This is a genomic window from Haloferax sp. Atlit-109R, assembly GCF_003665865.1.
In the GTDB taxonomy this organism is placed as follows: Archaea; Halobacteriota; Halobacteria; order Halobacteriales; family Haloferacaceae; genus Haloferax; species Haloferax volcanii.
Genome location: NZ_QPLO01000002.1, coordinates 1,495,042 through 1,518,982 on the forward strand (window position 1 = coordinate 1,495,042; position 23,941 = coordinate 1,518,982).

Genomic DNA, 23,941 nt, shown 5'->3' on the forward strand with positions numbered 1-23,941 from the left:
TCGAGACGAGACGTTGCGCTTGGACTGAGCGACAACGAGTATTTACATAATTCGAACGATGGTCTACCTCACGGCGACCCACCGCAAAGCATTACAACCATATGCTTGTAATCAATTTTCACTTAATCCCATATATCTGTATAATGTGCACACATGACATCATACACATTTACATAATGTAAGTTAGTGATGATAGTGGTGATGAGGCGGTGCGGTGACCGAACGGTGGGGTGTATCGTCGGTCGCACTCGTCGGGTGAGCTCAGGAACGAAATCACGGCGAACCGCCCGAGTTCGACTCGAAGTTGGGCGAGTCTAAATATTTAATATGTTTCGCAAGAGACGTTTCGACTGTCGATATGAGTAGCGACAGAAACTACGAACGAGAGTTCGTACGGACGTTTTTCACCTCGCCGACGGCGGTCAGCGGCGAGAACTCGGCGAAGATGTTGCAGAGCGCGGCCCAACTTCGGGGGATGCAGGCCCCCGACACATGGATTCCGGACAACGAGGACGCCACGGCACCGACGATGCGGGCCGAGGGCGTCCAGAACCTCGTCGAGGTCGTCTCCGAACACGGAGCCGACTTCCCCGGCGAGATTCACCCCCGCGTCGTCTGGCACCGCGACGACCCCTCGACCCGCTACGAGGGCTTCAAGCAGATGCTCGAAATCACCGACCCCGAAAACGGTGCGGTCGAGCACATCGACGGGTTCGTCATCCCCGAGGTCGGTGACCTCGACGACTGGAAGAAGGCAGACGAGTTCATCACCATCATCGAGAACGAACACGGTCTCGACGAGGGAAGCCTCTCGATGTCGGTCATCATCGAGAGCGGCGAGGCCGAACTCGCGATGAGCGACCTCCGCGCGGAGAAGGGCAAGCCCTCCAACAACCTCGAACGGCTGTTCCTCCTCGTCGACGGGCAGGTCGACTACACGAAGGACATGCGCGCCATGACGCCGACCGGCGAGCTTCCGGCGTGGGCCGAACTGCGGCACAACACCTCCCGCGGGGCCAGCGCCGCCGGCTGTATCGCCGTGGACGGCCCCTACGACGACATCCGCGACGTGGAGGGCTACCGCGAACGCATGGTCGAGAACCGCGCCATGGGGATGACGGGTATCTGGGCGCTCACGCCCGGGCAGGTCGTCACCGCCAACGAGGCACCGCTGCCGCCGAAGACCGGTAGTTGGCTCCTCGAACTCGACGACGACGAAATCGAACTCGACGCCGAGGACGGTCGACAGGTGTACGACGGCGACGAACTCTCGCTCGAACAGGTCGGCGACGACAGCTACGTGCTCCGCGTCGACGGCGAAGAACAGGAACTCGACGGCGAGGAACTCCACGAGGAGCTGCTCGACCTCACCACCTACGTCCCGAGCATGGACGACATCGTCGACTCCATGGAGGAGTTCGAGGCGGCCAAGGAGGCCGGCAAGGGCGCGATTGCGATGACGCAGGCGACGACGCTCGTCATCGACGGCGTCGAAGTCGACATCGCCAAGGACCGCATGTGGGACGAGGCGACCTATCAGGCCGCGATGACGCCCGTCGCCCTGTTCCAAGACGTGTACGAGCACCGCCCGGACCAACACGACGCCCTCGAGGAGATGTACGGCGAGGGCATCGTCGAGCGCGCGATGGCCGTCGGGACGGACGACTAACGACCAGCAGTCAGCCTGACAACGCCAGCCAACCCGCACCCGCCATTTTCGCGCTTGGTACCTGAGACGGCGGTGTTTGCCTACGAGAGCGCCGCTTCCAGCGACTCGACGGCGTTCAGCAGTTCGTCGGCGAATTCGCGTTCGAGTCGCGTCATATCCACCTGATACTTCGGGCCGCCGACGCTGAGGCCGCCGACGATACGCCCGTCGCCGTCGTGGACCGGCGCGCCGACGGCGATGAGATTCGGCGCGAACTCCTCGTCGACGACGGCGTACTCCTGAGTCGCGATTTCGTCCAACGCGTCGAACAGCCGGTCGGCGTTCGTAATCGTACCCTCCGACTCCCGCGGCAGGCCCCAGTGGTCGACTATCGACGCCACCTCGTCGCGGTCCAGTTCCGAGAGGATGGCTTTCCCCGCGGCCGTGTTGTGCAGGTGGTACTCCGACCGGTAGCGGATGCCGTTCGCGTCCCGTCCCTCGTCGGTCGACGAGCCGTAACACATGAGCAGCCGACCGTGTTCGAAGATAGTGAAGTTCGCCTCTTGGCCGGTCGCGTCGGCCAGTTCGTCGACGACCCGCTCGACGACCTCGTCGCTCGGATACCGATGTCGGGCGCGCTCGCCCAACAGCGCCACCCTGAAACTGACGCGGTAGACGCCGTCGCGCTTGACCAGATACCGACTCTCCAAGAGCGTGTTGAGGTGACTACAAATGGAGCTTTTCGAACTGTCGACCATCGTGTCCAGTTCAGCGAGTGTGAGACCGTCGTGTTCCAGAATGAGGCTGAGAATCTCCAGCGAGGCCTGGGTCGTCTTGAGCCGTCGCCCGGTCACGTTCTCAATCATACACCAATTATTATCATGATGGTTCATAACTGTTGCCATAATGTAAATCAGCTGAACTGCCCCGCCAGCCCGGTCAATCCGGGCATGTTTCTCTCGTATTCCCGCGGGAACAAACGAAATAGAACGGTGGGATGCGTCGAACGCTGTTCGGTTCGCGTGCGTCGTGGCTGTTCGGTCGGCCGTCAAATCGCCCGCGACCGTTTCACCCAGCCGATTCGCGTGATTGCCTCCGCGCCGAGTTGGCCGAGGAGGCCCGCGGCTTCGAGGTCGTGTTCCTCGAACGCGTCGACGACCACGTCGCCGGCGCTGAGCACGCCGTGGCTCCCGATGGGGACGTACAGCCCCGATTGGAGCGCGCCCCGACTGTGGTCGTCTTCGGTGTGCTCGTGGTTCGCGTGGATGACCGGCTCGCCCGTCCGGTACGTCCGCGCGGCCGGCGTGTCCTCGCTGACCGAGTAGTTCGGCCGGTCGCCGGCGCGTTCCAGACACTCCTCGGTCGCTTCGATGGTTTGGAGCATGTTCCGGTTCTCGTCGACCAACCGGACGGTCGTGTTGACGAGGCCGAGGACGTTCTTCGCCGCGTCGGCCAGTATCTCCGCCACCTCCGCCTTCGAACTCGCGTTCCGTAACTCCTGGCTCGTCCGGCGAAGAATCTCGATGCGCTGTTCCTGACGCTTCGTGTCCGTCACGTCCCGCACGACACCGTAGAGCGTGACCGTCTGACCGTCCTCTACCAGCGGGTCGCACGAAAGCCGTATCGACCGCTCGGTCGTTCGCTCGCTCGCGTACCGCACGTCGATAGCAAAGGGCTCGCCGTGTTCGATAGCGTCGCCGAGGCGAACCAACACGCCGTCTTGGTCGCCTTCGGCGTACTGCTCGACGACGTCCGAGACGGTCGGCGTCGCCGCCGCGTCGAACCCGTGTATTCGCTTTGCCTCGTCGCTCCACCACAGTTCGTCGCGCGACACGTCGTAGGACCACACGCCGATACCGGTCAGTCGCTGGAGGCTCGCGAGCAGTTGGTCGACCTCCGTCTTGGACGCCGTCGGGATGGCGCGCGCCACGTCAGTTTGATTCCAGTTCGGTGACCTGACCATGAATGAGGATACGTACCGAGGACGCGACTATAAATCCCCACGTCGGTCGTGAGAGCCGTTCGGGGGACGAGAACGTGTCGCAACACCAGAGGATTTAATCCGTGCGTATGTGTATCATTGATGATGGCAGTTGAAGACGTGCTCGACTCCCCACGGGGAGGAGAGACATCGGCGACGACGCTCGACGTGGACCGTCCGGACGCGACGGCCTACACTGCACTGGCGACGGAGTTACGGGACCGCGTCGACGGCGACGTGAAGTTCGACGAGTACGCGCAGGTGCTGTACGCGACCGACGGCAGCATCTATCAGGCGCGACCCGCGGGGGTCGTCCTGCCGAGGGACGCCGACGACGTTCGCGCCACCGTGGAGACCGCGGCAAACCACGGCGTCCCCGTTCTGCCACGCGGAACGGGCTCCTCGCTGGGCGGTCAGACCGTCGGACGGGGCTGCGTCGTCATCGATTTCACGAAGTACATGGACGATATCGTCGATATCGACCCGCAGGCGAGGCGTGCCACCGTCCAGCCGGGGTGCGTTCAGGACCACCTCGACGCCGCGCTCGCGGACCACGGCCTCAAGTTCGCGCCGGACCCCGCCTCCTCGAATCGCTCGACCGTGGGCGGCGGCATCGGCAACAACTCCACGGGCGCGCACTCGGTCCGCTACGGCATCACCGACGCCTACACCGAGGAGTTGGAAGTGATTCTGGCCGACGGCTCGCTGATTCACACTCGCGAGGTCGTCCTCGACAGCGACGAGTACGACTCGATTCTCGCCCAAGACGACCTGGAGGCGAACATCTACCGGACGGTCCGGGCGCTCGTCGAGAACCACGAGTCGGAGATAGAGAACAAGTATCCGAGCCTCAAGCGCTCGGTGTCGGGGTATAACCTCCAGAAAGTCATCTACGAGAACGACGACGGCGAGGCGGTCATCAACCTCTCGAAGCTGTTCGTCGGCGCGGAGGGCACCCTCGGCGTCATCGTCGAGGCGACCGTCTCGCTCGTCACCAAGCCGGACGAGACGGCGCTCGCGCTGTACTGCTTCGACGACCTCGTGGACGCGATGGAGGCCGTCCCGGAGGCGCTCGAATTCCCCGTCAGCGCCGTCGAACTCATGGACGACGAGGTGTTCCGCCTCGCCCGCGAGTCGGAGGGCTACGCCGAGTACGCCGAACCCATCCCCGAGGGCGCGAAGGCGGCGCTGATGCTGGAGTGGGACGACGAACTCGTCGACGACTTCGAGGCCGCGGTCGCGGACACGAACGCCCACTTCGTCGACTCCGGCGCGGCGTTCGACGTGCTCGAAGCCTACTCCGAGGAGAGCCAAGGCCGACTGTGGAAGCTCCGCAAGGCGGCGATTCCGCTGTTGATGAGCCTCGAAGGCGACCCGAAGCCGTACCCGTTCATCGAGGACGCGACCGTCCCGCCCGAAGAACTCGCGGAGTACGTCCAGAAGTTCGAGGACGTCCTTGAGAACCACGGCACGTCGGCCGCGTACTTCGCCCACGCCGGGTCGGGGACGCTCCACATCCGCCCGATTCTGAACCTCAAGGAGAACGAGGGTATCGAGAAGATGCACTCCATCACCGACGACGTGACCGACCTCGTCGTCGAACACCACGGGGCCTTTTCGGGCGAGCACGGCGACGGGATGGCCCGGACCGAGTTCAACCCGAAGATGTACGGACCCGAACTCTGGGGCGCGTTCAAGGAACTGAAGACGGCGTTCGACCCCGACTGGCTGTTCAACCCCGGAAACGTCGTCTACCGCGACGGACCCTCGGACCCCGGCCCGGACAGCGACCGGGGCGTCGGCGCGGACATGCGCGAGAACCTCCGCTACGGTCCTGACTACCAGTCCGTTGAGCCCCAGACCGACCTCGACTTCGACGACGAGGGCGGCTTCTCGCACCTCGTCGAACTCTGTAACGGCTGTGGCACTTGCCGGCAGACCGACTCGAACACCATGTGCCCGACCTACCGCGCCTCGAAGGAGGAAGTCCAGACGACCCGCGGGCGCGCAAACATGCTCCGGGCCGCCATCTCGGGTGAACTCCCCGAGGACGAACTGTACTCCGAGCGCTTCCAGACCGAGGTGCTGGACCTCTGTGTCGGCTGTAAGGGCTGTCAGAGCGACTGTCCGACCGGCGTCGACATGGCGAAGCTGAAATCCGAGGTGAAACACCAGTACCACCAGAAAGAGGGCACCAGCCTCCGCTCGCGGGTGTTCGCCAACGTCGACACGCTGTCGAAACTCGGGAGCAAACTCGCCCCGCTTTCGAACGTCGCCGCGGAGCTTCCGGGGAGCCGTCTCCTGCTGGAGAAGGTCCTCGGCATCGCCAGCGAGCGCGACCTGCCGAGTTTCAGCAGCGAGTCGCTGGAGGAGTGGTTCGAGGCCCGCGGCGGGTCGTCGGTGCCGCCCGCCGAGGCCCGCGGGAAGGTGCTTCTGTTCCCCGACACCTACACCAACTACAACTACCCCGAACCCGGCAAGGCCGCGGTCGAGGTCCTCGAAGCCGCGAACGTCCACGTTCGGATTCCGAGCGACCTCGAATCGAGCGGTCGCGCCGCGTTCTCGATGGGGATGCTCGACACGGCCCGCGACCGAGCGCGACACAACGTCGGGCGACTTCGCCCCTACGTCGACGACGGCTGGTCGGTCGTCTTCGTCGAGCCCTCCGACGCGGTGATGTTCCAAGACGAGTATCTCGACCTCCTCGACGGGACGGCCGTCGAACTCGTCTCGGGGTCGGCCTACGGCGTCATGGAGTACCTCGACGCCGCGCGCGCCGACGACCACCTCGACTTCGACGCCCCCGCCGAGACGCTGACGTACCACGGCCACTGCAACCAGAAGGCGACGAACAAGGACCACCACGCCGTGGGCGTCCTGCGACGCTCCGGCTACGCCGTCGACCCGCTCGACTCCAGTTGCTGCGGGATGGCCGGGTCGTTCGGCTACGAGGAAGAGCACTACGAACTCTCGAAGGGCATCGGCGAAATCCTGTTCGGACAGGTCGACGACAGCCCCGGCGACGTCGTCACGGCACCCGGCGCGTCGTGTCGCTCCCAACTCGGCGACAGACCCGGCGAGTCCCGCCCGCCCCACCCCATCGAGAAGATGGCCGAAGCCCTCGACTGACCACGCCACCGACAGCCGACAGCCGATAGCCTGACGCGCTCCCCCCGGACCAGCCAGCCTGACGCGGTTCACGAACCAGCACCGAACTCGCCGCCTTGCACCCGCGGCGACGTTTCGTGCCGCCGGTTCCCACCCGCGGAGCCGACGTTCACGGCCGGCGATACTTATTACTGACAGCAGCGGCTGCGTAGAGACGACGATGCTAGACGTACTGGAGACCGTCGAACTCTCGACCGCGTTTTTCGCCTCGCTCGGCGCGCCGGGGCTGCTGCTCGTGGCGTTTCTCGAATTCTTCTTGCTACCCGTCCCGCCGGACTTGGTGCTGGTCCCGCTGTCGGCGACGAACCCCGGGTTCGCGCTCCCGTACGCAGTCGTTGCGACCGTCGGGTCGGTGTCGGCGGGGCTGGTCGGCTTCCTCATGGGCAAGAAAGGAGGCCGGCGCGCGCTGGACTCGCGATTCGCGGGCGAGCGGATTCACAAGGTGGAGCGCTACTTCGAACGCTCGGGGTTCGTGACGGTCGCGTTCGGAGCGTTCGCGCCGATTCCGGAGGGGTACGAACTGCTCTCCATCGGGTCGGGCGTGTTCGACCTCGACCTCCGGACGTACCTCGCGGCGTCGGTGCTCGGCCGCGGCGGGCGGTACACTCTCGAAGCGATACTGGCGGTCTACCTCGGTGAAGCCGCCCGGTCGCTCACCGAGGTCGACGTGTACTCGATTATCGGCGTCGCCACCGCGGTCGTCCTCGTCGCGTACGTCGTCCGCAATCGGTGGTTCTCGGACCGCTCGGCCGAGCCGGTGCAGTAAGTCGGCGGAACCGCGGTCAGGCGACTTCGTCGCCGCTTCGCCACTGGTCGATGACTTCGAGCAGCACCTCGGTTTCGAGGGTTTCGTTGCGCCAGTCACCGACCGCGTCGGTCAGCCCCGTCGCGTCGACGACGTTCTCCTCGTTCGCGTAGTCCGCGACGGGGTTCTCGACGACGAACGGAATCATCATCTTGTTGTCCTCGTGTTCGAGCATGTGGCAGTGCCACGGGAACTGTCCGGTGTAGCCCTCGAACGTCACGAGTATCCGCACGCGTTCGCCGGGGTCGACGCGGACGGTGTCTTTCGGCCCAAGTTCGTTGGGGTCCGGCGGTTGCGTCCCGTCGGGTCCGCGGCCGATGACTCTGAACGTGACCAGATGCAGGTGAATCGGGTGTCGCCCGCCCGACTCGTTTTGCAGTTCCCATATCTCGGTCGATCCGAGTTGCGGGTAGACCGGCGCGTCCTCGTCGCCGAAGACGTGGCCGTTCAGCGTGTGCGTGATGAGGCCGTTTCGAACCTCGGTCCCGAGCGTCATCTCGCGGGTCACCCGCGCGTCGCTCTCGTCGTACGAGGCCGGCGTCGGAAGCGACAGACTCGTCGGGTCGGCGCTCGCGTCCTCCGGCGGCGTCGACGGGTCCGAGACGCGGAACTCGACGAGGTCGGTCAGTTCGGGACCCATGTCGGCCCCGTTGGCGAGCGTGAGCGTCTCGCCCGCGTGGTCGGAGAAGTCGACGACGAGTTCGCCGCGCTCGAACGGCGTGAGCAGCAGGGAGTCGAGGTCGCCGTTCGGGCCGATGGGGACGACCGATTCGAGGAAGCCGTGACCGGGGGCGAACTGGTACATCGTCGGGACGCCCGACCCGCCTTCGCTCTCCAGTTGCAGGTCGAACGAGCGGTGATTCGCGCCGTTCAGGATGCGGAACCGGTACCGCCGCGGTTCGACCTCGACGTACGGCCACACGGCCCCGTTGACGACGGCGGTATCGCCGAGGAACGCCGAGACGAACTCCTCGGGGTAGTGCAGCGAGCCGTCGTCGTTGAACTCCTTGTCTTGCAGCAACAGCGGGATGTCGTAGTCGCCCGACGGCAGGCCGAGTTCGCGCTCCGCGTCGGTCGTAATCGAGTAGAGACCGAGAAGCCCGGCGTAGGCGTTGAGTCGCGTGATGCCCAGCGTGTGGTCGTGGTACGTCGACGTCGTTCGCCCCTGTTCCATCGGAAGCTCCTGCCACGCCGAGTCGAACCGCGGTCCCTCGACCCCGCCCGGCGAGGTCCACATATCGGACTGCCCGTCGTTCGCGGGGTCGAGTTCGAGGCCGTGGAAGTGCGTGACGGTCCGAACCTCCGGCACGGGACCGTCGTAGCCGGGGTGGTTCTCCGCGGTCGTGCCGCCGAGTCGGTCGTCGACGGGAAAGAGGTGTTCGCTCGGGAGGCCGCTGTTGTCGAAGCGAACGTGGACCGGGCTCCCGGCGTCCGCCTCGATGGTCGGGCCGGGATACGACCCGTCGAACCCCCAGACCGTCGTCTCCGGCAGGTCCGGGTGAAGCTGTTGGGTGAACTCGGTGACCGCTATCTCGTACGCGTCCGCGCCGTCTCGCTGTCCGTCGGGCTCTCGAACCGACGGAATCGGAAGCGGTTGGACGAACTTCTCCAACGTCGGTGACGCCGCCGACACCTCCGTCGTCGTCTGCGGGAGCGTTCCGGCGATGCCGAGGGCTGCGCCTGTCTGTAAGAACCGCCGCCTAGACCAGTCTGTCATGATGGACCCTGAACTACGACTTGGGAGTTATTATATTAAATCTTCTGAATGTCCGAATCAGGCCCGAGAACGGGCGTCGAGAGCGTGGCTGACCGCGGCGATTCGAGTGCGAGACGGGCGGGCCGTCTCGCTTCGCTAGGTCGCTCGCCGGCGCGCGAGGAGGACCGAGCCGATTACCAGCGCGGCGAGCGCGACCGAGACGCCGAACCCGGGGACGGGCGTGTCGGTCGTGGTCGTCGCGGGCGTGTTATCGTCGGTCGTCGTCTCCGGAGTCCCTCCCGAGTCGCCGTCCGACCCGTCGGAACCGTCGCCTGCGTCGTCACCGTCGTTCGAGTCGTCGCTGTCGCCCGAGTCGTCATCGCCGTCGTTCGAGTCGTCGCTGTCGTCACCAGTGTCGTCATCGTCGCCGTCGTCCGGGGAGTCCGTGGACTCGGGCGTATCGGAGTTCTCGTCGTCCGTATCGTCATCATCACTCTCGTCGTTATCGTCGTCATCTCTATCGTCGTCGTCATCGTCACCGCCGCCGCCGCCACCACCACCGCCGCCACCGGCGTCGTCGTCGGAACCGACCGCGAGCGTCTCGACGCCGTCGACGCTCATCTCCTTGCCGTCGGCGTCGAACTGGGTGAACCCGTTGAGCCGGTACGAGGCGTCTTCGTCCACGTCCTCGCCGGCGGTCACGCGATACTGGAGCGTGACGTTCTCGCGGTCGCCGTAAGTGGCGAACAGTTCGTCGTTGGCGTCGCGCACCCCAGAGAAGTCCGCGCCGTCGGCGTCGACGATTTCGACCGACGCGAAGCCGGGGTTGAACTCTTCGACGACGGTGAAGTTCGTCGCCTCGTCGCCGGTGATTTCGACCGAGACGACGGCCGATTCGCCGGGATCGAGCGTCTCGTCGTCGACCGACCGGGTGAGGTCCCAGTTGTCGTCGTCGTCGGACCCGCTTTGGACGTCGAGCTCGTCCGTTCCGCCGGTCGCCGCCTCGGAGCCGTTGACGTCGGCGAAGCCGTCGAACTGATAGGCCGTTCCGGCGTCCGCGTCGTCGGCCGCTGTCACCTCGTAGACGAGCGAGACCGTCTCGCGGTCGCCGTAGGTCGCGAACAGTTCGTCGTTGGCGTCACGGACGCCGGAGAAGTCCGCGCCGTCGGCGTCGACGATTGCCACCGAGTCGAACGCGGGGGTGAACGCCTCGACCAGCGTGAAGTTCGCCGCCCGGTCGCGGTTGACCTCGACGCGGACGGTCGTCGATTCGCCCGGCGCGAGCGTCTCGTCGTCGACCGACCGAACCGCACCGGCCTCGTCGCCGTCCGACGGCTGCACGCTGATTTCGTCGGTGCCGCCGGTCAGCGATTCAGAGCCGTTGACGTCGGTGAAGCCGTCGAACTCGTAGACCGTGCTAGTCGTCGCGTTATCGGCCGCGGTCACCTCGTAGACGAGGGTGACGGCCTTCCGGTCGCCGTAGGTGGCGAACAGTTCGTCGTTAGCGTCACGGACGCCGGAGAAGTCCGCGCCGTCGGCGTCGACGATTTCGACCGAACCGAACGCCGGGGTGAACTCCTCGACGACGGTGAAGTTCGCCGCCGCGTCCCGTTCGACATCGACCCAGACGGTCGCCGGTTCGCCCGGTTCGAGCGTCGCCTCGTCGACCGACCGGACCACGCTCGCGCCGGCGTCGGACGAGACGCTAATCTCCTCGTCGCCGGTCGTCGAGGCGCGAATATCTTCGAGCCCGAAGTCGCCGTAGCCGGTGAGGTCGTGGGTCGTCGCGGTCGCGTTATCGGCCGCGGTCACCTCGTAGACGAGGGTGACGTTCTCGCGGTCGCCGTAGGTCGCGAACAGCTCGTCGTTGCCGTCGCGCACCCCGGAGAAGTCCGCGCCGTCGGCGTCGACGATTTCGACCGACGCGAAGCCCGGACTCAGCTCTTCGACCACCGTGAAGTTCCCCCGTTCGGAGGCGTTTATCGCCACCGTGACCGTCGTCGACTCGCCGGGCGCGAGCGACGACTCGTCGACCGTCCGAGTGAGCGTCCCGCCGTGGGCGTCCGCGGCGACCGGCGCGATAGCCGCCCCCAGCCCGAGCGACCCGACCACCAGAAGGGCCGCCATCACGACGACGGGGAGCGCACGTCGCACCTCCGACGACAGCCTCGGGCGTGAACTGTCCGGTCTCATGGTGAGCGAGCGGAGTTCGGTCCCGACGGGTCACTCGTTCCGCGAGCGACGTGCGAAGCGGCCGTCGGGGGCTTCGATTCGCCCCGGCGGGTCGCGGTCGTGTGACGGGTCGCGGCCGCCGGCGGTGTCTGTTCGACTCGTCGGTCTGGAGACGGGCGTCTCGGGCGCGCGCTACCTCTGAACGCCGATAGCTGGCTCTCGCTGGAACGCATGCAATCAGCGTGTGAATCGAAATCGCCATGCAAATAGTTAACGATTATCTGACTCAGTCCCGCGCTCGGCGGGCCGCGACGCCACTCGCGGGACGCCGCTCGTCGGAGTCCGAGCCCCATTCGGGGCGATATTCGGTGAGTCGCGCCGCGAATCCGCGCCCGTTTTCGGCGTTTCAGCGGACGTAGTCGGCCAGTTCGTCTCGCGCGCGCCGGGCCGCGTCGTCGGGGTCGTCGGGGTAGGTGTACAGTTCGAACGTGGCGAAGCCGTCGTACCCGATGTCGTCGAGCGCGCCGAAGACGGGCTCGAACTCGATGTCACCTTCGCCGGGGACGAGGTGGTAGTGCTTCCCGCCGCGGCCGCCCGCGATGTCTTCGAGGTGGACGCCCGTGATGCGGCCGGCGCACTGCCGGATGCTCTCGGCCGGGTCCTCGCCGCAGACGGCCGCGTGGCCGACGTCGAAGTTGACGCCGAGCGCGTCGCTCCCCACGTCGTCGATGAGGGTGAGCACCTCCTCGGTGTCCTCGACGAGTAGTTCGGGTTCGAACTCGATGCCGAGGTCGACGCCGACGCGTTCGGCGTAGTCGGTGAGTTCGTCGAGCGAGTCGAGCAGGTGGTCGTAGGCCTCGTCCGGCGGCGTTCCGGGGAGCGCCGACCCGCTCGCGACGCACGCCGCGGGCGCGCCGACCAGCGCCGCGAAGTCGAGCGCGGCCTTCGTGTAATCGATGCGCCACCGGCGGTCCTCCTCGTCGCCCGAGATGAGCGTCGGGTCGAAGAACGCCGAGGGCGGCGCGTCGTCGTAGTAGCCGCGGGTCGTGTTCGCGTTGACGTTCGACACGGAGAGGCCGGTCTCGTCAAGCGCGGTCAAGACGCGCTCGCGGTCGCGCTCGTCGAAGTCCGCGAGGAACGCGTGCGGCACGTCCGCCAGTATTTCGACCCCGTCGTAGCCGTGGTCTGCGATTCGTCTGATTGCCTCCGGCAGGTCGAAACGCGTGTACGCGTTCGTGGAGAAGGCTAACTGTACCATACGTCGTGGTACAGTCACACATGAATAATTGTTTTGGTACTGTCACTCATTCGGGCCGAAAAACGTGAAGCGAGCCGCCGAGGGAGCCCGTCGGTTCACGACACGTCGAACGCCGACGAGAGGCCGGCCGCCGGGACGACGAACGCCGCCGCGACGACGCCCCACACGGGTGTCAGCAGTCCGGAAAGCGCCCCGTTGAGGACGACGAGACCGAGGACGCACGCGCCGACGGCGGGGCCGATAGTGCTCGGTCGAGGGTCGGCGTAGGCGGTCAGGAGGTCGCGGCCGGTCCACGCCGCGAACCAGCAGAGCAAGCCACCGGCCACGACGACCGTCGCGGTATCGCTCGGGCCGACGCCGACCGCCGCGCCGGCCGCGACCACCGACCCGACGGCGAGTCCGACACCGGCCATTCCGACCAGCACCGCCCGCGAGTCGCCCGCACCGGTCTCGCGCTCGGCCATGTACGTGACGCCGGCGATGTAGAGCGCGACGACGACCGGCACGAAGAACACCCACGCCGGGAGCGTCAGGGTCGTCGGGGCGGAGGGCGACCCAGCGACGACCGCCATGCCGAGGGCGACGTTCGCCCCCCGACAGCCACCCATGGCGGCGAAGCCCAGCGGCGTGCCCTTGAGCGCGCCGTCGTAGAGCGCGATGAACGAACCGAGGACGGCGGCGACGATTCCGGCGGTCGGTCCCCCGGCGGCCGCGGCGACGACGACCCCGGCACCGAGCAGCGCGATGCCGAGATTTCTCGCTCGCGTGCGCGACACGTCTCCCGACGGAATCGGTCGCTCCGGGCGGAGCCGGGCGTCCTCGTCGGCGTCGGCGTAGTCGTTGAGCGTCGTGCCGGCCGCGTAGAGCAGCACCGAGGCGAGCGCGGTGCCGGCGAGCGACGAGAGCGGAACCGCTGGGCGGCCGCCGCTGACCAGCACCGCCCCGAGGATAACGTCGGGCGGCGCGGTGAACAGGTTCGGGACGCGGACGAGTCTGGCGAGGCTCGAAAGCGAGCGTCGAAGGCCGCCGGTCGCGGGTGTCGCGTTCGTTCGGTTCATCGTCGGCCAGTCGCTGGGTCGGGTGCTCGCGTTCGAGCGAGGCGGTCAGGTCCACCCATGGGCTTCGAGGTACTCCATCGCGGTTCGGGCCGTCTCCGCCGCAGTCTCCTGATAGGGGTACAGTTCGACCGTGACGTGGCCGTCGTAGCCGGTCGCCTCGACCGCGTCGAGGAAGCCGTCGATGTCCATCGCCCCCTCACCGAGTTGGGTGTGTTCGTGGGTGCGGTCCGCGGGGATGTCTTCGAGGTGATAATGTGGCGTGTGGGGGTCGAGCGTCTCCACCAGTTCGACCGGGTCCTCGCCGACCGAGTAGAAGTGTCCCGCGTCGAAGTTACAGCCGATTCGGGGCGAGTCGACCCGGTCGACGAGGTCGAGGAAGTCCTCGGAGGTCTCGATGAGCAGGTGCGGTTCGGGTTCGACCAGCACGTCGACGCCGAGTTTCTCCGCGGTGTCAGCGACCTCGCGGAGCCCTCGGACGAAGGCGTCGAGCGCGTCCGCCCGCGTCATGCGCTCCGGGACGGGGCCGCCCGGCGGGACCGAGATGCTGTCCGCGCCGAGCGCGGCCGCGGTGGCGAGCGCGTTCTGCGTGTGCTCGACCCGCGCCTGTCGGTCCTCGGCCGCGAGTTCGACGAACGAGGGGTGGTGAAACGCCTCGGTGTCGCGGTTGAACGTCGCCGCCCGACTCGCCGCGGAGGGCTCGATGGCGCTGAGCATGAACGCGTTACAGTTGCTGACTTCGATGCCGCAGTCGTCGAGAAGCGTCCGAACGCGTTCGGAATCGTCGCCGTCGGCCGTCCCCGGGAACAGATGCGGGTCGTCGAGCAGGATTTCGACGCCGTCGTAGCCGGCGTCGGCGATTGCCTCGACCCCCTCGGTGAGAGTTCGCTGGCGGAACGCGTTCATCGAGAAGCCGAACTCCATCGGTCACACCTCGTAGTGGAAGTTCGGTGACTGGCCGAAGAACTCCCGGGGGTTGTCGTAGACGACCTTCCGGACCTCGTCTCGGTCCCAGCCCCGGTCGAGCATCTTGTCTCGGGCCTTCGGGACCGCGAGCGGGTCCGAGGGGTCCCAGTCGGCGGCGCTGTTGAGCAGCATCCTGTCGGTGCCGTACTCTTCGAGGATGTCGATGGTCGTCTCGGCATCTATCTTTCCGGGGTAGAGGGTGAAGCCGAGCCAGCAGTCGGTTTGCAGCGAGATGTCGACCGTGTTCTCGGTGTTGTGGTCGATGACGATTCGCTCCTCGGTCACGTCCTCGTCTTGAATCATCTCGACGAGTCGCTCGGTCCCCTCGGGCTTCTGGGTGTGCGGGGTGTGGATGATGACCGGCAGTTCGCGCTCCTCCGCCATCCTGAGTTGGCGTCTGAACGCGTACTCCTCGGCCTCGGTCCCCTGGTCGAGCCCGATTTCACCGAGTCCGACGACGTGCTCGCGGTCGAGGTACTCGGGGAGGCCGTCCATCACGGCCTCGGCCATCTCGGGGTAGTTCGCCTCCTTCGGTTCGAGGCCGACCGTGACGTAGTGGTCGATGCCCGCCGCCCGCTCCGCGCGGTCGGTCTCGAACTCGATTATCTGCTCGAAATAGTCGAAGAACGACGCCGCGTGCTGCTTGTCCGTCCCGCTCCAGAACGCCGGTTCGACGCAGCATTCCACGCCCGCGAGTCGGGCGCGCTCGTAGTCGCTCGTCGAGCGAGACACCATGTGCATGTGCGGGTCGATAATTGGTATCGACATGTGACCTACCTCTCTGATGGTAGTTAATCATTGTTTCGGTGGATTCGGTGACGGCCGGGGGGCGGGGGCGCCACGGCCGCGCAACGCCCGGCCGACGCGGCCGCGAGCGACGGCGGAGACAGCTATTTACTCGTCCGCGCCGACGCCGTAGTCGATGCCGGAACACTGTCCGTTCTGCGGCGAGCCGATAGAATCGACCCGCGTCACGCCCGAGGACGGTCGCCCCTACGAGGAGTGGCGCTGCGCCGACTGCGACGAGACGTGGCGACACCCCGAGGAGACGGTTCTCGACCGGTCTCTCGATTTCAGCAAGCACGGCGACCAACTCGACAGGCGGGACGTCGACACCGACCTCGACTGGTGAGCGGTCGCCCGCCGGTACCGACGCGGAAACAATCATGATTGACGGACAAGGTTATGTATCGGCCACCGCAATCGTGAGTCGATGACAGTCGGAGTGTGGATTATCGGAGCCAGAGGTAACGTCGCGAGCGTCTCGATGACCGGCGCGCGCGCAATCGCTCGCGGAGTCGCGGACACGACCGGGATGGTGACGGCCCGCGAGCCGGTGGCCGCGCTGGACCTCCCCGCCGTCGACGACCTCGTGTTCGGGGGCCACGACATCCGGTCCCAGCGAATCGAGGAGACCGCCGAGGAGATGGCGGGCCACGGCGGCGTCGTGGCACCAGACACCCTCGACGCGGTCCGCGAGGACCTCCGCGAAATCGACGAGCGCGTCGAACTCGGGACCGCCCGGCGGTGCGGCGAGGCGGTCGAAGGGATGTCCTCGGAGACGACGGGAGAGGACGTGTCGGTTGCCGACATCGTCGAGGAGATACGGGCCGACTACGCCGCCTTCGCGGACTCGCAGGGCGTCGACCGGTTGGTCGTCGTGAACGCCGCGTCGACCGAGCCGCCGATTCCGACGCCCGGCGACTACGACACGCTGGCGGCGTTCGAGACGGCGGTCGAGCGCGACGACCCGAACCTCCCCGCGAGCGCCTTGTACGCCTACGCTGCGCTCCTCGACGGCCACCCGTACGTGAACTTCACCCCCAGTACCGGCTCCTCGCTCGGCGGCCTCCGCGAACTCGCGGAGCGAAACGAGGTGCCGCACATGGGCCGCGACGGGAAGACCGGCGAGACGCTGATGAAGTCCGCGCTCGGGCCGATGTTCGCGGGGCGGAACCTGCGGGTCCTCTCGTGGGAGGGCCACAACATCCTCGGCAACAGCGACGGACTCGTCCTCGAAGACGACGCGAACAAGGCGGGGAAGATAGAGAGCAAGGGGAGCCTGCTGGACGACATCCTCGGCTACGAGACCCACAACGCCGTCCGCATCGACTACACGCCGTCGCTCGGTGACTGGAAGACCGCGTGGGACCACGTCCACTTCGAGGGCTTCCTCGGGACGGAGATGAAGATGCAGTTCACGTGGGAGGGGGCTGACTCGGCGCTCGCGGCCCCGCTCGTTCTCGACTTGGTTCGGCTGGCCGCCTTTGCCGACGAGCGCGGAGAGGGCGGGACGATGTCCCACCTCGCGTCCTTCTTCAAGTCGCCCGAGGGCGTCGACCGCCACGAACTCTCCGAGCAGTTCCGCCTCCTCTACGACTACGCGGAGCGCCACGCGGAGGGAGCGTGACGACTCGCGACCCCTCGGCCGCGGGCGCGTCCGGTGCCGGGCGCGTCGTCGTCCTCGATATCGTCGGCCTCCAACAAACGCACCTCGAGGAAGGGCTGGCACCGAACGTCGCCGACTTGCTGGCCGGCAAGCCGTCCGGCCCGCTCGAACCCTCGTTTCCGAGCGTCACGGTGCCCGCGCAGACGACGCTCTCGACCGGGCAGTCGCCCGCGGCCCACGGCGACGTGTCCAGCGGCGAGTTCGACCGCGAGCGACAGGTCGCCGAGTTCTGGGAGCGCGACCGAGGAGGCCGAACCCGGCTGTGGGAGGCCGCGAGCGACGAGGCGGGCCTCACCACGGGCGCGCTGTTCTTCCAGCACCTCATCGGCACGAGCGCCGACGTGGCCGTCACGCCGTCGCCCATCGAAGACGAGGACAACACCCTCATCGAGATGGACTGCTGGACGACCCCCGACGGCTTCTACGACGACCTCCGCGAGGAGTACGGCCACTTCCCGCTGCACAACTACTGGGGGCCGGTCGCCGACGAGCGGAGCAGCGAGTGGATTCTCGCGGCCGCGCGGGAGTCGATAGCGCGGTACGACCCGGACCTGCTGTGGGTGTACGTGCCGCACCTCGACTACGACGCCCAGCGGCACGGCCCCGACTCGCCGGAACTCCGGGAGGCCGTGGGCGTCGTCGACGACCTCGTCGGGGAGTTCCTCGATCGGCTCGAAACGACGCCCCGCTGGGCCGAGACGGCGGTCGGCGTCGTCAACGAGTACGGCTTCAACGCGGTCGACGCCCCGGTGTTTCCGAACCGGGCGCTCCGCGAGGCGGGCCTGCTCGCCGTGCGCGACGACGACGCGGGCGGCGAGGAAGTCGATATCGCCGGGTCGTCGGCGTTCGCCATGGTCGATCACCAAATCGCGCATGTCTACACCGACCGCCCGACGGCCGCCCGAAAGGTGCTCGAATCGCTCCCCGGCGTCGACGCGGTGCTCGAAGGGGAGGCCCGGGGCGACGCGGACCACCCGAACGCCGGCGACCTCGTCGTCGTCGCGGACGCGGACGCGTGGTTCCAGTACTACTGGTGGACCGACGACGCCGACGCGCCGTCGTACGCGACGGAGATGGACATCCACGCCAAGCCCGGCTTCGACCCGTGCGAACTGTTCCTCGGCGACGAGGGACTCGTGACGCTCGACCCGACGAAGGTGTCGGGGTCGCACGGCCGCATCGACCCAGACACGCGCGGCTTCTACGGCTTCGGCGGGCCGGCGGCACCCGACGGCCCGTCCGACCGAACCGTCGATGCGCGGCGGTTCGCGCCGACGGTCGCGGACCTCCTCGGCATCGCAGAGGACGTGTCGCTCGCGTTCGAGCGCCCGTCGCTGTTCGCCGGGCCGCAAGTGTAGGTTCGACACCGCCGCGACGCGCTCCAGAACTGCTTTTCCGCTCCGCTCGACGACAGCGAACGTACGATAGATACAAAAGAAAAGCCGCCGCGGACCGCGGTCGGAACGCGTCTCGCCCGCTCAGTTCCCGCCCGAACTCGCGATTTCGATGGTGCCGCGCATCCGTAGCTGGTGGGCGCGACAGACGTACTCCGCCATCGCGTCGGTGACGGTGAACGTGACGGTCTGTGACTCGCCCTGCGTCGAGAGGTACGACGTGGAGATGTCGTTGACGGTGGAGTCGTCGCCGTTGACGATTTCGAAGTTGTGGGGCGCGCCGTTGCGGTTCGTCCACGTGAGCGTGTACTCGCCGCCGGCTTCGAGGGTGAGCGTCGGATTCGTCGCGTCCGCGATTCCGGACGGCGCGACGCCGGTCCAGCCCTCGTTGCTCTCGGCTTCGAGTTCGATGGTCGAGCCCGACGGGATGACATCGCTCCCGTCGTCGTCGCTGCCGCCGTCGTCGCCGCCGCCGCTCGTCGCCTCGACGTGCGCAGTGACGCGGTCGTAGACGAGCTCCAGCCCGTTGCCGGAGCCGCCGATGCGCGTCAGTTCGGTGTCGTCGAACCAGACGGTGCCGGTGGCGTCGCCCCAGCCGCCGAACAGCAGGTTAAGCTGGAACTCGCCGGGCGACGCCCCGGTCGAGAACGTCGTTTCGAGCAGTTGCCAGCCCTCGACGGGCTCCGTGTAGTAGTCGGTGACAGAGCCCTGTCCGAGTGAGTGGACGTTGATGGTGACGCCGTAGGAGCTTCCGATTTCCCCGGTTCCGTCCTCGGAGTTGCTGAAGTCGTCCGAGGTCCTGACCCACGCCCGGAAGCGGTACTCCGAGTTCGGTTCGAGGTCGTCGCGGTACTGGGTCCACGACGCATCCGCACCCTCCGTGGAGTCGACGCGGACGCTGTACTCGCCCGTCCGCGAAACGTCCGAGGTGTAGGTGAACTCGGCCGTGCCGCCGTAGGTAGTCCCCTCCCAGTTCGCCGGAGTCTCGGGGTCCGACGGGGAGTCGGTTCCCGCTCCCTCCTCGAACGACGCGTTCGGCAGGAGGTTGTTCCCGTCGGGGTCGGTCAGCGAGACGTTGTCGAACCACGCCGTCCCGGTGGCCGTGCCGTAGCCGCCGAACAGGCAGTTAATCTGGACCGTCGTGGTGTCCGCGCCCGTGGTGAACGTGGTACTCACCTCCGTCCAGTCGTTCGTCCCGGTCAGCGGCTCCGTCTCGAAGTCCGTGCTGTGGACGTTGAACAGCGCGCCGCGGGCAGAGTCGCTCGCCTGCACGTTCTCGGTCCGTATCCAGCCGCTGAGGGTGTACTCCGTCTCGGGCTGGACCGAGATGCCGTCGACGAGCCAGACCGCGTCCGCGCCCTCGGTGGACGAGATTTGGACGCTCTGACTGCCGTCTTGGCCCGCGTCCGCGTAGGTGTACTCGGCGGTGCCCGTGAACGTGTTCGTCGACCAGTCGGCGGGCATCGCCGGCTCGCTGCTGCCGGTGCTCTCTTCGAAGGAACCGTTCGAGAGCACGTCGGTGCCGTCCGGGTCGGTCAACGAGACGCTGTCGAACCACGCCGTCCCCGTCGCCTCGCCGTAGCCGCCGAACAGGCAGTTAATCTGGAGCTCTTCGAGGTCGCCGCTGTCGATGGTGGTGCTCAGTTCCGTCCAGTCGTTGGTGCCGGTCAGTCCGGACGGGATGGTGTCCCACTGCGTGCCCGAGTCCGTGTTCGCTATCTGCTCGACGTTGATGGTCGCGCCGAGCGGTCCCTCACCGATTGCGGTCCCGTCGACGAGTTCGAGGCCGTCGGTCCTGACGTACGCGGAGAGGGTGTACTCGGTGTTCGGGTCGACCGCGACGGTCGTGTTCCACGAGGCGTCCGCGCCCTCGGAGGACGACACCTGGACGCTCCGGTCGCCCTCGTAGCCCGTCTCGGCGTACGAGAACTCGGGCGACCCGGAGTAGTCCGTGTTCGACCAGCCGGCGGGCATCGCGTCGGCGTCGCCGGTGTCGCCGCCGGCGGGCGTCTCGAACGAGGGGTTTTCGAGGAGGTTCGGCAGGTCGTCGCCGCCGTCGCCGCCGTCGCTCGTGTCCTCGTTTGCCTCGTACGCCGGGATGAAGCCGTCGGCGTGGGTCGCGCCGGCGAGCGACGCCGCGTCGACGAGAACCGTGTCCCGGTAGTTCGACTCGTCGCTAATCATCTGGTAGACCGCCTCGCCGGACGCGTCGTCGGCCGGCGTCTGCGCGAGCGCGACGAGCGCCCACATGGCGACTCGCCCGTCTTCGTCGTCGAGGAGGCCGTTGTCGAGAATCGCCCCCCGCGTCTCCGCCGTCGACGGGAGGACGCGGAGCGCGGTGAGCCTGACGCCCGCCGAGGAGTGGGTCAGCGCGCCGAGCGCGGCCTGAATCGCGGTCGCGTTTCCGGCGTCGGCGTCGAGCGCGCCGAGGCCGTGCATCGTCCACAGCGCGTGAATCGCCGCCGGGTCGAGGCCGGTTTCGTCGAGCGTCTCCGCCGTGACGAGGTCGACGAGCGCCGAGAGCGCGCCGGTCTCGTTCCGTTCGACCAACAGCCGTTGGGCCGTCTGCCGCCAGAACATGTTCGTGTTCGACAGCGCCGCCACGAGTTCTGAGACGCTCGCGTCCGAGAGGTCGGTCGGCTCGTAGCCGTCGTCGTCGCCGTAGACGACGCGGAAGAGCCGGGCGGTCGCGTGGTCGCGAACCTCGGACATGTACGCGTTTCCGGGGCCGTTCTCGAAGCCGTCGGGTGTCGGGTTGTGCTGGTAGATGTAGTTGTACCAGTCGATGAACCAGAGCATGCCGTCCGGGCCGACGGAGGAGTACGACGGTGCGAACCACGCATCTGTCGCGGCCGCGATGTTGTGGGCGTAATGGTTGGTGTAGCCCGCGCCGTCCTGCGAGAGGAAGAACGTCCCGAGCAGGTTACCCGTTCCGCCGCCGACGAAGCCGGTGTTGTTCCAGTACTTCTCGGGATATTCACGCGCCGTGTAGATGGTGTGACCGGTCGCCGCGGTGTAGCCACCGTGGAGGTCGACCTGCCGGACGCGGTCCGTGACCGGAAGGAATCGGTTCGTGTCGGACGCCGCGCCGAAGTCGTTCGGCCCGGTCCCCTCGATGAGGTCGTAGTACTGATGCGGGATGGCGAAGTAGTTGCTCGGTCGCCCGGAGGTCGCCGCCGAGCCGAAGGCGAGGCCCTCCTCGGTGAAGCCGAGGCCGGCCTGGTTCCCCGGGAGCGTGCCGACGATTTCGAAGTCCGTGACTGAGCCGTCTTCCAGCTTGAATCGGAAGACTGAGGAGCTGAAGTTTCGCTCCTCGCCGGCGACGGTGCCGCTGAAGCCGGAGTAGCCGACCTGTCCCCAAATCCAGTTGTCGATGCCGTGGGCCAGTTCGTTGGGGCCGGCGTGGGTGTCGCCGTTGCCGAACCCGGAGAACAGGACCGTCCGCTCGTCGGCCTCTCCGTCGCCGTCCGTGTCAGCGAGGTGGACCATCTTCCCGCTCTCGCCGGGGTCGTCGAGGTCCGCAACGACGACGCCGTCGTCGACGACCACCATGCTCGTCGGAATCGAGAGGCCGTCCGCGAAGACGGTGAACTCGTCGGCCTCGCCGTCGCCGTCGGTGTCCTCGCAGACGACGATTTTGTCGCGGTTCTGCCCGAGTTCGTTCGGGTAGTCGCGGGTGACAGACAGCCAGACGCGACCCCGCGCGTCGAACTTCGCGTCGAGGATGTTCCCCCGCGCGTCGTCCGGCAGGTCGGCCTCGGTGACGAACGGTTCGAGGTCGAACCCCTCCGGCGTAATCGTCCGCCGGACCGTCTCGCTGGGGTTCAGCGCCCGCTGCATCCTGTTCCAACTCGTCCCGCTGCCGACCTCCTCGGGGACCTCCGGCGTCAGGAGGCTCCCCTCCGGCGGCGGATAGTACGGGATGTCGGCGTCGATGAACTCCAAGTCGTTGAGAACCGTGGTGTCGTCGGCGATGGTATCTTCGTTCTTCGTGACCCAGCGAATCGCGTTCTCGATGAGCGCCTTGAAGCCGTCGGTCGCCCACGGCGCTCTGCCGTGACCCCACGCGGTGTAGAAGACGCGGCCGTCGCCCTGCGTGCGGGTCCACGACCACGGTTCGCCTTGGTCGCGTCCCTCGTCGTACTCGGGGATGCTGTCGCCCTCGGGGAACTGCGCGTAGGCGAGTACGTCGATGTCGTCGTTGAGGTTCGTGTGGCGATACGTCTCGTCTTCGACCGTGATGGGGTCGAGGGTCGACAGGATGGGGTGGCTCGGCTGGGCGAAGTTCGTCGTCATCTCGCCGTAGTTGTGGGCGGCGAACTCGCCGCCGACGAGGTTCATGTAAGCGTCCGAGCCGGTGAAACAGGCCGAAGCGCTGTGAATCGGGATGAAGCCGCCGCCGTTCTCGACGAACTCGACGATGGACTGCTCCTGTTCCGCGGTCAGCGATTGACCGTAGTTCGCGCCGCGGTTGTCTATCATAACCCACGCGTCGTAGCGGTGGAGCACGTCGGGTTCGAGGTCTTCGAGTCGGTCGGTGTACTGGACCTCGATACCGCGGTTCAGCATGTACTCGGTGAGCTGGACCTGCCGTGCGGGCGCGTTGTGACTGCCGCCCTGCGGGCCGCCCATCATGAGGACGCTGATGGTGTCCTTGGCCGGCGGCGGCGTTATCTCGACGCTTCCCCGCATCTGCTCGGGGTGTTCCTCGGCGTAGTACATCGCCATCGACGACTCGGCGGTGAAGCTGACCGTCTCCGAGTCGCCGGAGCCCTCCATCGTGGAGAACGACTCCATCACCTCGCCGGTCGGGTCCGCGAGCATGAACGTGATGTCCTCGTCCATGGCGTTCGAGAGCTCGATTTCGTACTCCTCGCCCTCGTGCATGACGAGCGTCGGATTGGCCGTGTCCGCCATCTCGTCTGGCGCGGTCGCGACCCACGAAAACGAGTCCGCCGCGGTCTCGATTTCCGTCCCGTTTCGCCAGCTGTTGATGCCCGTCAACAGGGAGTTGGTCGTCAGGTCGCCCTCGCGCCAGTCGGATATCGCGTCCGCGAGACCCGACCCCTCGATGACGGACTCCTCGTTCGTGTACGCCGCGAGGACGTCGCCCTCCGTCGCCACGAGGCGAATCGTGTCGTCGGCGGTGAGCTGTTGCGCCTGCGCGACGCCGCTGGCCCCGAGGAAGTTCGCCGCCCCCGCGCCGCTTACCTTCATGAAGTCGCGTCTGTTGATGTTCAGTCGGTCGCCGTCGTCGTCGTCCGGGTTCGATTCCCGTGTCGTGTCGTCGTGTGTCATAGTGTTGCGTCGGTCGCTGTCGTCGGTTACCGTTCGATTCAGGGTTGCGCT

At 66.9% G+C, this 23,941-nt stretch carries 15 protein-coding genes; 6 read left to right on the forward strand and 9 right to left on the reverse strand.

The window, feature by feature from the left end:
• Window positions 1-358: 358 nt before the first annotated feature.
• Window positions 359-1,669, forward strand: a complete 1,311-nt coding sequence (aceB, locus tag DVK03_RS15900; RefSeq protein WP_115803359.1) for a malate synthase AceB — start codon at window positions 359-361, stop codon at window positions 1,667-1,669.
• An 80-nt stretch (window positions 1,670-1,749) separates the two neighbouring features.
• On the opposite strand, the gene DVK03_RS15905 is transcribed toward aceB, so the two are convergent.
• Together DVK03_RS15905 and DVK03_RS15910 are read right to left on the reverse strand one after the other, a co-directional pair.
• Window positions 1,750-2,514: an IclR family transcriptional regulator gene (locus DVK03_RS15905; protein ID WP_004041333.1), complete on the reverse strand. Its 765-nt coding sequence runs from the start codon at window positions 2,512-2,514 to the stop codon at window positions 1,750-1,752.
• Window positions 2,515-2,696: 182 nt separating this feature from the next.
• Window positions 2,697-3,578, reverse strand: coding sequence for a GAF domain-containing protein (locus DVK03_RS15910; protein WP_004041332.1), 882 nt, complete (start codon window positions 3,576-3,578; stop codon window positions 2,697-2,699).
• Between the two features lie 153 nt (window positions 3,579-3,731).
• Here DVK03_RS15910 and DVK03_RS15915 point away from each other — a divergent pair, with 153 nt between their 5' ends.
• Entirely contained in the window at window positions 3,732-6,758 is a 3,027-nt protein-coding gene (locus tag DVK03_RS15915) for an FAD-binding and (Fe-S)-binding domain-containing protein (RefSeq protein WP_115803358.1), read from the forward strand.
• A 199-nt stretch (window positions 6,759-6,957) separates the two neighbouring features.
• Window positions 6,958-7,563: a YqaA family protein gene (locus DVK03_RS15920; protein WP_008606005.1), complete on the forward strand. Its 606-nt coding sequence runs from the start codon at window positions 6,958-6,960 to the stop codon at window positions 7,561-7,563.
• A 16-nt stretch (window positions 7,564-7,579) separates the two neighbouring features.
• Here DVK03_RS15920 and DVK03_RS15925 read toward each other — a convergent pair whose 3' ends face one another.
• The 6 genes from DVK03_RS15925 to DVK03_RS15955 all read right to left on the reverse strand — a co-directional run bounded on the left by DVK03_RS15925 (window position 7,580) and on the right by DVK03_RS15955 (window position 15,490).
• The gene (locus DVK03_RS15925; RefSeq protein WP_115803684.1) at window positions 7,580-9,235 is read right to left on the reverse strand and encodes a multicopper oxidase family protein; all 1,656 of its coding nucleotides are present in this window, start codon (window positions 9,233-9,235) and stop codon (window positions 7,580-7,582) included.
• Window positions 9,236-9,454: 219 nt separating this feature from the next.
• Entirely contained in the window at window positions 9,455-11,425 is a 1,971-nt protein-coding gene (locus DVK03_RS15930; RefSeq protein WP_233521831.1) for a PGF-CTERM sorting domain-containing protein, read from the reverse strand.
• A gap of 451 nt (window positions 11,426-11,876) precedes the next feature.
• Window positions 11,877-12,728, reverse strand: coding sequence for a sugar phosphate isomerase/epimerase (locus DVK03_RS15940; protein WP_115803357.1), 852 nt, complete (start codon window positions 12,726-12,728; stop codon window positions 11,877-11,879).
• Between the two features lie 95 nt (window positions 12,729-12,823).
• Entirely contained in the window at window positions 12,824-13,786 is a 963-nt protein-coding gene (locus tag DVK03_RS15945; protein ID WP_115803356.1) for a UbiA family prenyltransferase, read from the reverse strand.
• Window positions 13,787-13,831: 45 nt separating this feature from the next.
• Window positions 13,832-14,707, reverse strand: coding sequence for a sugar phosphate isomerase/epimerase (locus tag DVK03_RS15950; RefSeq protein WP_115803355.1), 876 nt, complete (start codon window positions 14,705-14,707; stop codon window positions 13,832-13,834).
• A 3-nt stretch (window positions 14,708-14,710) separates the two neighbouring features.
• Window positions 14,711-15,490, reverse strand: coding sequence for a TatD family hydrolase (locus DVK03_RS15955; RefSeq protein WP_006600115.1), 780 nt, complete (start codon window positions 15,488-15,490; stop codon window positions 14,711-14,713).
• Window positions 15,491-15,671: 181 nt separating this feature from the next.
• Here DVK03_RS15955 and DVK03_RS15960 point away from each other — a divergent pair, with 181 nt between their 5' ends.
• From DVK03_RS15960 to DVK03_RS15970, 3 genes are all read left to right on the forward strand, one after another.
• The gene (locus DVK03_RS15960) at window positions 15,672-15,881 is read left to right on the forward strand and encodes a hydrogenase expression protein HypA/HybF (RefSeq protein WP_115803354.1); all 210 of its coding nucleotides are present in this window, start codon (window positions 15,672-15,674) and stop codon (window positions 15,879-15,881) included.
• Window positions 15,882-15,962: 81 nt separating this feature from the next.
• On the forward strand, window positions 15,963-17,159 hold the full coding sequence (locus tag DVK03_RS15965; protein WP_081606137.1) for an inositol-3-phosphate synthase: 1,197 nt from the start codon (window positions 15,963-15,965) through the stop codon (window positions 17,157-17,159).
• Window positions 17,156-18,556, forward strand: a complete 1,401-nt coding sequence (locus DVK03_RS15970; RefSeq protein ID WP_115803353.1) for an alkaline phosphatase family protein — start codon at window positions 17,156-17,158, stop codon at window positions 18,554-18,556. Before DVK03_RS15965 ends, DVK03_RS15970 begins: the two co-directional genes overlap by 4 nt.
• A 120-nt stretch (window positions 18,557-18,676) precedes the next feature.
• Here the strand turns inward: DVK03_RS15970 and DVK03_RS15975 are convergent, their stop codons facing one another.
• Window positions 18,677-23,890 (reverse strand): PVC-type heme-binding CxxCH protein, encoded by a 5,214-nt coding sequence (locus DVK03_RS15975; protein WP_115803352.1) that lies wholly within the window; start codon window positions 23,888-23,890, stop codon window positions 18,677-18,679.
• Window positions 23,891-23,941: the final 51 nt, after the last annotated feature.